Origin of the sequence: Halomonas sp. H10-59 (genome assembly GCF_040070555.1) — a bacterium.
GTDB classification, from domain to species: domain Bacteria; phylum Pseudomonadota; class Gammaproteobacteria; order Pseudomonadales; family Halomonadaceae; genus Halomonas; species Halomonas litopenaei.
The window spans coordinates 4,613,812-4,626,930 of the sequence record NZ_CP098828.1 but is presented as its reverse complement, the minus strand read 5'-3'; the positions used below and the strand labels follow the sequence as shown (position 1 = coordinate 4,626,930).

The following is a 13,119-nucleotide window of genomic DNA, read 5'->3' as shown; positions in this document are numbered from 1 at the left end:
CGTGTCCACCATTCGAGGTATTGTCGATTGCTATCAGTGTGGCGCAAGCCAGGAGGGAGGAAAAAGCTTCAACGGTGTCCGTTTGATGTGTATCAAGAAAAGTGAATATTCAAAGAAAACCGATATTTACGACGCCAAAAAAACCCAAGTTTAATTAGCCTTGTACATTTTATTACATTCTGTTTCGCGAGTCGCTCGCATTTAGCTCGCCCACCCACACCAGCAGTTCGGCGATCACCTGGTAGAGACGAGGCGGAATCTGCTCGTCCAGATCGAGCTGCATCAACAGGCCCACCAGCGCCGGTTCATCATGGACGTGGATTCCCTGGCGGCGGGCTTCGTCGATGATGCGCTCGGCAATATCGCCGTAGCCCTTGGCGATCACCCTCGGTGCCTGATCATTTTCACCATAGCTCAGCGCCACCGCATGGCGGCGTGAGGGTGCGGGTTGGTCATCGCTCACTTCGGAAGCTCCTCGGCAGACCTGCTGTCACCATCGGTGATGGTCAGCTCCACCCGGGCGAAGCCATGACCCTCGAGGCGCTGTATCAGTGTTTCGCGCCCCTGCTCGAGTCGATCCCTCAGGCCCTCGGCGGACGTCGCCAGGCGCAGGCTCAGGTGCTCTTCACCGAGCAGCGCGGACACCCTGAGCGAGCCATGTTCGGCCAGCTCCAGTTCCAGCTCGGTGCGCCAGGCGTGTTCCTCGTCCTTGCTGTCGTCGCGGCCCTTGCCGCCGCCTTGATGATCCGGCTCCCGTTGCGGGGGATGAATGGCGAGCGCCATGAACAGTCCGCTCCAGACGTCGCCTTCCCAGCGCAGCACCGGGGTGGCCAGCATCTCGAGCTGGTGGCGCACCAGCGGAGCGAGGCTCTCGTGGACGCCGCTTGGGGATGCGCCCTCGCGACGGGCGGCGGCGGCATCGTCCGACGTGCTCGAGACGCCCTGGGCATCGGCGGCGATCGTCGTCGCCAGGCTGGGCAGATAGCCGGCCGGCTGGGAGCTGCGCCAGGGCGCCAGCGGGAAGGCGGGCGCCATGTTCTGTCGAGAGCTCGGTTGAGTGCCCGGTTGAGAGCTCGGTTGAGCGCTCGGTTGCCCGGCCATTGCGCCCGCTTGAGTAGAGAGCCGACCAGAGCCTGAAGCGGGGGAGTGCCCAGAGGTCTGAGCATTCGCCTCGCTGGCCATTGGCCGAAACACCAGGGCGCGCCACATCTGGGGCTCCCGTGCCAGCTGGGCGCGGTCCAGGTTGCCGTGAAACCAGCGATTGAGGTGGGACTCGTAGAACAGGCCGCTGTCGCGCACGCGCTCGCCCAGACGCTCGGCGAGTATCGTGACGGCGGGCCCTGACGGGCCAGTGGCCAGCCCGGCCGTTGCGCTGGTCGCCGTGGTTGCCGTGGTGGCCGGGGCGCCGTGTGTGGCGCCTAGCGTCGACGGCGACGCGCTCTGGGGCGCTTGTTGGGCGGGGCTCGCCGTCAGCAGGGGACCCGTCGATGTCAACGCCGAGGGCGGCGCCGGAAAACGCGCCAGCAGCTCGGCGATGCGAGCGCCCGGTGCGCTCAATCGGGTGATGGTGGAGGCGGGACGATCGCTGTCGGTGGGGACCTCGGCGTTCGGTGTTGCCGGGCGCTGGCCGGTGGTGGCGGCGGCTTGCTGGGGCCGCCGTGCGTCCAGGCGCGAGTCGCTATGGACCGCGCCTGGCCCCCGTCCCGGGTCCACCGGCTGGACCGGGGCGTTGGGGTCCTTGGTCGGGGGCACGTCGACACGCTTGCCCAGCACCTGGTGGAGCAGGGTATCGATCAGCGGTGTGATGCCGCTCACGGCGTCTCGCGTCGAAAGCGGGTGCCGGCGTTGACCACCCGGCCACCGGCGTAGGCGCGGTGCAGGTCCTGCTGGTTGCGCGACACCTTGAGCAGTTCGCCGAGTTCGTCACGGCGGTGAACCAGCTTTTCTCGCAGCGCCAGATCATTGACCAGAATGGCCTCCAGCAGGCTGCCCAGGCGCTGGCGCTCGTCGGCGTCGAGGCTTGCCATCGGTGCCGCGCCATCGAGTGTCGCTCCATCACGTGCAGTGCTGTCGAGAGCGGCAACCTGGCTGACATAGTCGCCCTCAATAGCAATCAGCTCGTCCCAGGCGTGGTCAGCGGCCAGCGACAGCATCCGTTCGGTCATCGCCAGCAGCGCCTCATAGCGAGACAGCAGGGGGCCTTGGGTATCTGGGCCTTGGGTATCTGGGCCGTGGTACTCGGCAAGCGGTGGCATCTAGGACCTCAAGCGCTCAGGAGTGGGTGGTGGTGCCGATCTCGCGCCAGGCCGAGGCGATATCCTCGATCAGGCGTTCGGCTTCGTCGAGGCCACTGGCGTCGTTGCGCAGGTTGGCGTCGAGCAGGCGGCGCGCTATGTAGTCATAGAGGCTGTCGAGCTGCAGTGCCACCTCTCCGCCCTGCTCGCCGTCCAGCACCGCGCGCAGGCCGCTGTTGACGATATCCAGTGCCTTGGAGATGGCGGCGCCCTTGGCCGGAATATTACCGTCTTCCAGGTGCAGGCGGGCGGCGCGAATCGACGCCTGGGCGCCGTCGAACAGCATCACAATCAACTGGTGGGGGCTGGCCGACATCACGCCGCTCTCCACCCCCATGCGGGCGTAAGCGCCGGCGCCGCGGCCATAGGTGGCCTGTGCTTGTGTCATTGGTTGTCTCCTCGGCTGGGTCTGGCGGGCTCAGGGCTATTGGTTCAGCTGGGCGTTCAGCGCATCGAACTGCTGGGTCAGGTAGCTGCTGGTCTGGTTCATGCTGGCGATCATGCTGTCCAGCTGCCCGAATTGGCTGCGGTAGCGCTCCACGGTGGCATCGATGCTCTGCTCGGTGCGCTCGTACTGGCGATCGAGACTTTCCATGCGGGTCTCGAGCCCGCTGGTAGCATTGTCGAGCAGGCCGCCGTCATCGAGGATGGCGCCCAGGGTGTCGTCGAGGCTGTCGGCAAGACCTACCCCGTCCTCGCCACCGGTAAAGAAGTCGGCCAGGTCGCCGCGCTCGCTGGAGATGACCTCGTCGAGTCGCTCGTCATCGAGTTCAAGGGTGCCGTCGAGCTGCAGGGTGATGCCGATATCGCTGAGGGTGCGGAAGTCACCCTGGGCCACGCCGCCGGACAGGGTGCCGCGCAGCCGCGATTCGATGCTGCGCAGGGTGGCGTCGCCAAGCAGTTCGCCCGAGGCACCGCTTTCGGCGTCGAAGCTGGTCAGCGTGCCCATGGTGTCCTTGAGCTCGTTGTAGCTGTCGACAAAGCCGCTGACCGCTTCACGCAGGGCCAGGTTGTTGTACTCGACCTTGACCGTGGTCTCGCCGACGTCCGTCAGGGTCAGGTCGACGCCCTCGATGGCCCCCTCGACGCTGTTGGAGGCACTGGTGATGGCGATGCCGTTGACCGTCAGTGCCGCGTCTTCACCGGCCACCGACTGGTGCATGCCGGCGCCGGTGTCGTCGGGGTCGGGGCTTGAGATGTCGAAGGCCAGCTTGGTCTGCAGCTCGGTGTCGGCGGCGTCATCCGGCACGAAGCTCACGGCGCTGATCGACGCCTCGGAGCCGGTCTTGTCGCTGGACAGCACCAGACGGTAGGGATTGTCGGCGTCGCCGGTATTGATGATCGAAGCGCTGACGCCGGCCTCGGCGTCATTGATGGCGTCGCGCAGACCCTCCAGGGTGCTGTCTTCCTGGCTCAGGCTGATCTCGACGGGCTCGCTGTCACCCACCGTCAGGCTCAGTGTGCCGGCGCCCAGCTCGCTGTCCCTGGCGTCGAAGCCGTCGCTGGCCAGGCTCTGGGCTCGGGCCAGCCGGGTCACCTCGACGTCGTAGCGGCCGGGGGTCGCCAGTTCGCTGGCGCTGGCACTGATACCCTCGCCCTCGACGCTGCTGGACAGGCTCTGGTAAAGCGCCGGGTCGCCGAGCTTGTCGACCGCCTCCTGGAAGCTATTCAGCGCGCCTTCCAGGGTGCCGTAGGCGGAGATCTTGGCCTCATAGCTCGCCTGCTGGGCCACGATGGGCTCCAGCTGCTTTTGCTCCGCCGCCTCGAGCTGATCGAGCAGCCCGTTGAGGTCGAGACCGGAACCGATGCCGAGCGATGAGATCGAGGCCATGTCGTCCTTCCTGTGTGATGGGGGCAGTGTGACAGAACGCCGGCAGGCCAGTGGCTCGAACAGGCGTCCTTGTGCTTGGTATATCGGGTTATCGGCGGTTGCTCATCGGACTTGAGGGTCAGGCGCCGATGATCACCTCGGCCTGGATCTCGCCCAGCGCGGCCAGCGTCTCGCCTTCCACCACGGGGCCCATCAGCGGCTCCCGCGGGACCTGGCTGGGCGGCTTGCCGGCCATGCGCTGCACCCGCGAGGGCCGGCCCTGGTCGTCCAGTGCCAGCACCCAGCCGAGCGATGCATCGTCAAAGCGCACCAGCGAGCCGATCGGGTACAGGCCGAAGCGCCGGATAAAGCGCTTGACCCAGCTGGTGTCGAACTTGTCGGGATGGTCGAGCAGGTAGCGGTAGATCGCCGCGAGACGCCAGGGCGGACGGTCGGGGCGCTGGGCACGCATGGCATCGATGGCGTCGACCACGGCACTGGCCCGGGCCAGCTCACGCAGCTCGTCGTCGCGGATGCCGGCAGGATAGCCGCTGCCGTCGAGGCGCTCGTTGATCTGGCAGGCGGTGGCCTCGAACACCGAGTCGTTGATCCAGGCGCAGTGGCTGAGGCGCTCGCGCAGCCAGCCCACGTGCTGGACCAGGCGATTGCGCTCGGCGTCACCGAAGGTCGGCGTCAGGCGCAGGGGCTCGGGCAGCAGCACCTTGCCCAGGTCATGGATCATGGCGCTGGCGACGATGGACTTGCGCAGCTCGCCGGGCAGGCTGTCTTCCAGCAGATCGATCAACAGGATCGCCACCGACAGGCCGTGGCGTACCGGCCAGGACTCCCGGGTCAGGAACCTCAGCGCGAACAGCACGCCATCGCGGTCCTCGTCGTACAGGGCCAGCAGATGGTCGGCCTGGCGCGACAGGCGCGGGCCATGGATGCAGCCGCCCTGGACCAGTTCCATCGCCTGGGCGTGCAGGTAGCCGGCTACCCGCGACAGCCGCTGGGTCATGACGGTGGGGTAGGTTTCCGCCTCGCGACGGCCAAGGCGCGGGCCGCGGCGCCCTGCCGGTCGCTGGAACAACGGCGATGGCGGACGCCTGGAATCCACCCCTTCGGCGATGCGTGCGGCCTCGCGTTCGACCTCGCGTACCAGCTTCCACAGGGTGCGATCCTGGTGGGCCCCGACGCCGACGAAGCGAAAGCCGGCCTCGACCAGGCGCCGCTCGGGGTCGAAGCGATGATGTTGCACGACGGCCTGGAGCGCCAGACGGGTGCCATCGGGAAAGCCCAGCTCAAGGGGCACCGGCAGCTCTCTGTTGGTCAGCACCGGAGCCGCGGTGCGCGGGAGGTCGAGGCGGCAGCCGTCCACCGACAGATCGATCAGGTCGCCATGCAATTCCTGACCATCGTCGATCTTGAGCACCGCCTCGGCGGACATGCCCAGGCGCAGGCGCGCGCGAAAGCTCCGACGGCGCTGCAGCCGCTCCAGCTGGTCCGGATAGGGGCAGCGCCATAGCCGGCGCAGCGGCACGCCCTGGCCGGGGGAGCGGCTGGCTTCCCGCGACAGTTCTGCCTCACTCGGCGCCGTGGTCACCTCACCGTCGGCGGCCGTGAGTGCCGGGGTGCGGGTGATCATGCCCTCGCAGTAGCCGACCAGACGAAAGGACTTGCCCTGCTTAAGCTGGCGGTGAAGGCCCTCCACCGCGGTGATGTCCAGGGTGATGGATTCCCCCGGGGCAACCTCCATCAGCAGCACCGGTGTCGGCGTTCCACTGCCTTCCTCCCACGCCAGCCCTGCCCCCTGGGGGCCGCTCAAGCAGTCCAGCAGCCTGGCGATTTCCTGGGGGGCGCGTACTTCTTCGAATTCTTGTTGGTCCGGCACCAGCGGGACTCCTCGACGACATCTGGCATACGTTGTCTCGGAGTATCGGCAGAATGTGCCGGATCTTTAGGCTGGCAACCTTGCTCTGGCTAATCAGTCGGCGGGGATGCTGACACAGGTCAAGCGTTGTCAGGCCTGGGAGTGACGCTTGCGCCGGGAGCGGTCGATGGCGTCGCGCTGGCTGGCCAGGCGGTGCTCGCCGAGAAAGCGGGTCAAGCGCTCGAAGGGCATGGGGTGGGCCAGATGAAAGCCCTGGAAGGCGTCGCAGTGATGGCGCAGCAGGAACTCATGCTGGGCCTCGTGCTCGATGCCTTCGGCCACCACCATCAACTCCAGGTGGTGGGCCATGGCGATGATCCCCTGAAGGATGGCGCCATCCTCCTGGTTATCCGGCAGCCCCTGGACGAAGGTGCGATCGATCTTCACCGTGCTGACCGGCAGGTGCTTGAGGTAGCCCAGGCTCGAGAAGCCGGTGCCGAAGTCGTCGATGGCCACCTCGACACCCATGTCGCGCAGCGACTGCAGCGTCTCGATGGCGTTCGGGGTGTCGTGCATCAGGATGCCCTCGGTCAGCTCGAGGGTGAGCTGGTGGGCCTCGATGCCGGTCTGGTTCAGGGTGTCGCGTACGGTCTCGAGGAAGTTGGCCCGGCGGAACTGCAGCGGCGACAGGTTGACCGCCACCGCCAGGCCCTCGAGGCCGGCCTCGTTGAGGAGCTGCAGGTCGCTGCAGGCGCGGGTCAGCACCCAGTGGTTGATGGCGATGACCTGGCCGGTTTCCTCGGCCAGGGCGATAAAGTCCTGGGGCGGCACCTGGCCGCGTACCGGATGTTCCCAGCGCAACAGCGCCTCGACCCCGATGATCGCCCGGTGGTTGTCGAACACCGGCTGGTAGTGCAGGCGTAGCTGCTCACCGTCGATGGCGGCCTGCAGGTCATGGCGCATCGCCACCCGCTCGTTTACCCCCCAGGTGATGTCCTGGCTGAAGTGCTGCAGCGCATTGCGTCCCTGGTGCTTGGCCTGGTACATGGCCATGTCGGACTGCTGCAGCAACTGCATCGGTTCGATGGTGACGTCGCTGGACACCGCCACCCCGATGCTGGCGGTAACGTGCAGCTCATGCTCGCCGACCCGGTAGGCCTGGGCCACCTTCGGCAGCAGGCGTTCGGCCAGGGTCACCGCCTGCTCGGGCTCGTCGAGGTCCGGCAGCAGCACCACGAACTCGTCGCCGCCGAAGCGGGCCACGGTATCCCCGGGCCTGAGCGCCTCGGTGAGCCGCTGGGCGACCTGGATCAACACCTTATCGCCGACGTCGTGGCCGAGGCTGTCATTGATCGGCTTGAACTCGTCCAGGTCGATGAACAGCACGCCAAGATGGTGGGACTGGCGCTTGGCCAGGGCGAAATCGTGGCGCAGGCGATCCTCGAACAGGGCGCGATTGGCCAGGCCCGTCAGGGCGTCGTGGCTGGCATGGTAGGCCAGGCTTTCCTCGTATGCCTTGTGCTCGGAGATGTCGTGCTGGACGCCGACGAAGTGAGAGACCTCGCCATCGGTGTCCATCACCGGCGAAATATAGAGGTCGTTCCAGAAGGCCTCGCCATTCTTGCGATAGTTGAGCAGGGTGGCGCGGACTTCGCTGTGGTTTGCCAGCTGGCGACGAATGCGTGCCACCACCTGGGGGTCGCTTTCCTCACCCTGGAGGAAGCGACAGTTGCGCCCCAGCACTTCTTCCTCTGGATAGCCGGTCATGCGCATGAAGGCCGGGTTGGCGTAGATGATCGGCAGCTCCGGCGAGCGCGCATCGGCGATCACGATGCCATTGATGCTGGCTTCGACGCTGCGCTGCAGGATGCGCAGCTGGGTCTCCTGGGCGTGGCGCTCGGTCACGTCCTTGGCGATGCCGAAGGTACCGCTGATGTCGCCATCGATGATGATCGGCAGGTTGGTGATGTCCATCACCCGCCTGCCCAGGGGGGTAGTGATGGGCAGGGTGTAGCGGGTGACCTCGCCCTTGAGCGTCTTGCGCACCGCGTCGCGCACCCAGGAGCGATCCGATTCCTTGACGAAGAGTTCGTAGTGGCGCCCCAGGATGTCGCCCAGTGGTACCCCGGTAAGGGTCGAGCAGGTGGTGTTGGCAGCGACGAAGATGCCTTCGTGGTCGAGGGAATAGATGGCGTCGGGGTTGTAGGTGAACAGTGAACGGTAGCGCTGCTCGCTCTGGAACAGCGCCTGGCGGTCCTGGTCGCGTTCCACCGCCAGGGCGACCAGCTCCAGGCAGCGCTCGATACGCCGGCTGGGCTCGGCCTGCCGGGTCGGCTCGTGACGAAAGAACAGGCTGACCACCCCCAGCAGACGTTCATCGCTGGCGATGACCGGGTAGGCCCAGCAGGCCTTCAGCTCGCCGTCGCGCAGGCGCGGGTGCACGCCGGCGCAGGCCGGGTCCTCGGGGATGTCGTCGCTGGCCCGTGGGGCCCTCGCCTCGGCGGCGCTGGCCCAAGTGCCGAAGGTGCCGCCCACCGGGGTCCTGGCGAGCAGCGGCGCCATCTCAGACGGCAGGCTGCGACCCGCCACCAGGCTCAGGGTCTCGCCGCCGGGGTCCAGCGTCAGGACCGTGGCGATGGCGTCGGGCAGGTGACCCTCGAACAGCCTGCAGCAGGCCTCCAGGGTCTCGGTCAGTGGTGCCTCCCTGGCGATCATCGACTGGATGCCCTGGTAGCTTTCGAGCTGGTCCTGGGCGGCCACCAGGCTCTGGGTCTGCCACAGCAGGGTGCGCATCAGCGACAGGCTGATGGCCAGGCTGTAGGACATGATCAACCCGATCAGGGTGATCAGCGCCGGCAGGCTGCCGGCCAGCCACCAGTCACTGTCCGGGCCTGGCAGCGCGCGCAGGGACAGGGTGCGGCCGTCCAGTTCCAGAGTGTTCTCGGCCAGCCGGGGAAGGGTCGGGTCCTTGACCTCCCAGGTGTCGTCGCCGAAACCGCACCACCAGACGCCCTGGCTGTCGGTGATGGCCAGCAGGGTGCGGTCGGCAACGCTGCGGTGGTTGGGGGTCAGAGTGCCGGGCAGATCGATGCAGGCGACCAGGCGCAGGTCCTCATCGGCCAGGGTCCTGACCATGCGTGCCGACGCCGCCAGCGGGTTGTCGGGCAACTCCAGCCGTAGTTCGCCACGGGCCGGTCTGGGCAGTGCCTCGCTCAAGTGGCAGACGCTGTCCTGAGCACGCCGTGAGCGCAGCCATAGCCGCTCGTCGCCGCGATACAGCGCCAGGCTCTCGAGGCTCTGCACGTCGCGTAGGTAGAAGGTGATGACGTCGGCCAGGGCATTGGCGTCGGTCGTCTGCTCGCCGGTGCGGTTGGCCAGGCGGTCGAGCCAGCGCTGGTGCAGCGCCATCTGGCCGCGTGCGCGCTCTTCGATGTTGGTCAGGGTGTTGGCGGCGTCCTGCTGGACGTGGCTCTGGCGCACATGATTGAGCGACAGCCAGGCTAGACTGCTGAGTAGCACCCCGGCGCAGGCTACGGCGATGCTGGCGCGCTGCAGGCGCAGCGGGCGGTGGGGTGGGCGTGAGGCCGACACCAGCGAGGCCGGGCCGGCGATCAGGTAGAGCAGGCACACCGCCATGGGCGAGGTGCTGCGGGTCACCTCCCAGACTCTGGGTGCCTGGCCAGGAATCACCAGCCAGACGGTAAAGATCGCGCCGATCAGCAGCAGCAGCCCCCCCGACAACCGCCACCAGAAGGGGCCTTGGCGATGCTGCACCCCGATCATCAGGGCCACGCAGCCCGGCAGCATCGTCAGCCCCGCCCAGCTGGTCATGCGCGGGCCGCCGGTCAACAGCGACTGCACGTCGGCAGGGCCGCTGGCGACCAGATCATGGACGATGGCGTACAGCGCCAGCAGCATCATCATCAGACCGCAGACGCTGCGGCCACGCGGTCTGCGCAGCACCTGCAGCAACAGGCCGCCGCCGCCAGCGAGGCTTGCCAGCGCCACATCGGGGACCAGCAGCGGCTGTTCCACCGGGTGGATCAACCAGGCGGCGAGACCCGCAGCGCCGACCATCAGCAGTCCGCTGGAGGCCATCAGCAGCCAGGCATCTTCCGCCACATCGCGCAGTCTAAACGGCATCCTACCCACGACCCCCTTGGCGACCCTGTTTCCGGGCGCTCATTTCCTTGTCCTTCCGACGCTATGACGAAGATTCGCCATCCTCACAGCATGGCAGGCGACAGCGTTGATAGCGGCCACCGTGGTGCGTCTGCCGCCCGAGGCAAAGGCGCCTTTGGACGATCGGTCCGGTATCCCTGGACGCGTTTGCTCGAAATGGCACCAAAACAGTCTTCAACATACCTCAATCACCCGCGAGTGCTAGCCCCTGATGTCAGCATCCACCACCAGAGTCAGCGTCCAGTAAGGACGCTAGGGGGACAACCGTAGAGAAGATGCGTCAGCGAATAGGCACAAACAAGGCACAGGAAAGCATGCAGAACAGTCACAGAGCCGATGGAAGGCGGGTAAAGAGCCGGTAAAGAGCCGGCGCAGACCCGGTAAAGAGCAGCCGCTGGTGGCCCAGCAGGCGGTCAAGCCAGAGCCCTGGCAAGAGTCCAGGAAGAGCCCAGGCAGGACCCCTGGAAAGAGGCCTCCCAAAGAAATTTGCAGGCCAGGGCTAAAGCTTTTCGGCGAGCCACCGATAAAGAGGGTAACGGCCAACGGCGCCGTTGCGGCAGGCCAAGACGGTCCGCCAATGGAGCCCAACTCTTTAAGGAAGGATGACACCATGTCCGTGATCAATACCAATATCACTTCCATGATTGGTCAGCAGAACCTCAACGCGTCCAAGAGCGCCCTGACCACCTCCATGGAGCGCCTGTCCTCCGGCCTGCGCATCAACAGCGCCAAGGACGACGCCGCCGGCCAGGCCATCGCCAACCGCATGTCCTCCCAGATCACTGGTCTGTCCCAGGCTCAGCGTAACGCCAACGACGGTATCTCTGTCGCACAGACCGCGGAAGGCGCGCTGAATCAGGTTAACGACAATATCCAGCGTATCCGTGAGTTGTCCGTGCAGGCTCAGAATGGCACCAACTCTCAGGACGACCTGACCTCCATTCAGAATGAAATCGGTCAGCGCCTCAACGAAATCAACCGCATCTCCGAAGAAACTAGCTTTAACGGCGTCAAGGTTCTTCAAGAAAATAACAGCCTCAATATTCAAGTTGGTGCGAATGATGGTGAGGCTATCGAAATCGATCTCAAGAAAATTAATGCTGAAACGCTTGGTCTGACTGGGTTTAATGTTGATGGCACTGCAGTGGCTAATACTAAGGCGACCGAGGATGACGTTAAAGCTGCTGCAGGAGATAGTATCGCAACTGCAGGCTCCGGCGATGCATGGGATTATGTCCTGACAACTGACAACAAAGAGATTAGTTCAGCGCAAGCATTTTCAAATCTTAAAGATGACGAAGTTTCCTACACAGGCACCAATAATCCTTTCGGTGCGGCGGCCACTGGTGTCTATGCTTACGATTCTGAAAGCGATTCTTTCAGTTACGACGTCAACGCTGCGACTGACACTCATGACACTGTAGCTTCTGCTATTAAGCCTAGTAGTGGATCTGTCACTGCAACATATGAGCTTGGTTCTGGTAATACCATCGATGTGAATATCGATAGTCAGGGTAATATCACAACTACGGACGGAAATAAGCTTTACATCACTGACGATGGCAACCTCTCGCAGAATGATGCTGGAACTACTGTCGATGCAACCATTGATAATCTGATGGAAGCATTTGATGATGCCCAGATTTCTGGTGGTACTGCAGGCACCTTAAATGCTGCTTCTGGAGCAAACCTGACAATCACCAGCGGTGAATTGAAGGGGGCTAACTTTGCAGCTACTGATGCGGGTAATGGGGTTGCAGTAACTGGTGCAAAAATCAGTTCTGAAGACCTGTTGGCGGCATCTTCGTCAAGCGGAACGAATATTACTGCAAATCTTGCTGATACTGGTAACACAGCAATTGAAATTTCGGGGGATGGTGAAGTAACTACCGACGGAACTACCAAGCTGTATGTTGATGGTACCGAAGACGGTTTTGAAGCCACTACCGATGCCTCATACGAAACCAATTTGTACGTGGGTGACGATGGTTCTGTTACCGATGCTGCAGATGGTAATGGTGCCACGCTCTACGTAACAGACGCTGGTCAGCTCACGTTTGAAGCTAAAAGTGAGGGTGGTAAGACTGAAGATCCGCTCGAGGTACTGGACAAGGCCTTGAGTGATGTCGATGCCCTGCGCTCCGATCTCGGTGCGATCCAGAACCGCTTCGAGTCTGCTATCACCAATCTGAGTACCACCGAGACCAACCTGTCTGCCGCCCGTTCGCGTATCGAAGACGCTGACTATGCGGTGGAAGTGGCCAACATGACCCGCGCGCAGATTCTGCAGCAGGCGGGCACCTCCGTACTGGCCCAGGCCAACCAGGTGCCGCAGTCCGTGCTGTCTCTGCTGGGCTAAGGCTAGGTGGGTTGTCAGCCCTCGGCTGACGTGCTCCTCAGCGGGTCGCGCATTTGCGGCCCAACCCCGACAGGCGCCTCTGGCGCCTGTCGGCATTTATAGGCCCGGCCAACCTTGTTGCGGCAATCTTGGTCACGGTAGGCTCGGTCACGGCAATCTCGGTCACAGGCCCCCATCAACAGCCGTCTTGGCCCCAGGAGTCACGAATGAATAGCGCCAACCCGTTAAGTGTTTCGCAGGATGTCCTGATCGAAGATGCCCTGGTCGAAGGCGCCGTGGAGGCTGTCTCCGATGAGGCCCTGTTGGACGCGCTTTCCCGGTATCAGGAGGTAGTGGCCTGGGCCGGCGATCTGATCGAACGCTTTGAGGCGACGGGTATGCAGGACGCCCTTGGCGAGGACTACCGCCATCTGCTCGAAATCCATCGGCAGGCCTTGGTGGGGCAGGCGGAGCTGGCATTGCGACTTGCCTGAAAAGTGCCTGCGCTCGGTAATACGGCGTTAAAAATCGGGTCAAAACACTCATTTACACCTCGTAAACTGCGCTTTCTCAACGATTTTTGCCTTGTCTAACCATCGCTCGCCGGCTTGTCGTACAAAGCCTC

9 protein-coding genes are annotated in these 13,119 nt (G+C 64.3%); 2 read left to right on the top strand and 7 right to left on the bottom strand.

What is annotated here, in order from left to right; all coding sequences use genetic code 11:
• Positions 1-172: 172 nt before the first annotated feature.
• The 7 genes from NFG57_RS20145 to NFG57_RS20115 form a co-directional block, all read right to left on the bottom strand.
• A complete protein-coding gene (locus NFG57_RS20145) occupies positions 173-463 on the bottom strand; it encodes an EscU/YscU/HrcU family type III secretion system export apparatus switch protein (RefSeq protein WP_045994767.1) in 291 nt (96 codons plus the stop codon).
• Positions 460-1,815, bottom strand: a complete 1,356-nt coding sequence (locus tag NFG57_RS20140) for a flagellar hook-length control protein FliK (RefSeq protein WP_348815057.1) — start codon at positions 1,813-1,815, stop codon at positions 460-462. The genes NFG57_RS20145 and NFG57_RS20140 overlap by 4 nt, the downstream gene beginning before the upstream one ends.
• Positions 1,812-2,255, bottom strand: coding sequence for a flagellar protein FliT (gene fliT, locus NFG57_RS20135; protein WP_348815056.1), 444 nt, complete (start codon positions 2,253-2,255; stop codon positions 1,812-1,814). Before fliT ends, NFG57_RS20140 begins: the two co-directional genes overlap by 4 nt.
• A 16-nt stretch (positions 2,256-2,271) precedes the next feature.
• Positions 2,272-2,682, bottom strand: a complete 411-nt coding sequence (fliS, locus tag NFG57_RS20130; protein WP_045994764.1) for a flagellar export chaperone FliS — start codon at positions 2,680-2,682, stop codon at positions 2,272-2,274.
• A gap of 36 nt (positions 2,683-2,718) precedes the next feature.
• Positions 2,719-4,125 (bottom strand): flagellar filament capping protein FliD, encoded by a 1,407-nt coding sequence (gene fliD / locus NFG57_RS20125; protein WP_348815055.1) that lies wholly within the window; start codon positions 4,123-4,125, stop codon positions 2,719-2,721.
• A gap of 118 nt (positions 4,126-4,243) precedes the next feature.
• Positions 4,244-5,995, bottom strand: coding sequence for a PilZ domain-containing protein (locus tag NFG57_RS20120; RefSeq protein WP_348815054.1), 1,752 nt, complete (start codon positions 5,993-5,995; stop codon positions 4,244-4,246).
• Positions 5,996-6,124: 129 nt separating this feature from the next.
• Positions 6,125-10,117, bottom strand: a complete 3,993-nt coding sequence (locus tag NFG57_RS20115; protein ID WP_348815053.1) for an EAL domain-containing protein — start codon at positions 10,115-10,117, stop codon at positions 6,125-6,127.
• A gap of 649 nt (positions 10,118-10,766) precedes the next feature.
• Between NFG57_RS20115 and NFG57_RS20110 the strand changes: the two genes are divergently transcribed.
• Positions 10,767-12,515, top strand: coding sequence for a flagellin (locus NFG57_RS20110; RefSeq protein ID WP_348815052.1), 1,749 nt, complete (start codon positions 10,767-10,769; stop codon positions 12,513-12,515).
• Positions 12,516-12,721: 206 nt separating this feature from the next.
• On the top strand, positions 12,722-12,988 hold the full coding sequence (locus tag NFG57_RS20105) for a hypothetical protein (protein ID WP_348815051.1): 267 nt from the start codon (positions 12,722-12,724) through the stop codon (positions 12,986-12,988).
• Positions 12,989-13,119 lie beyond the last annotated feature (131 nt).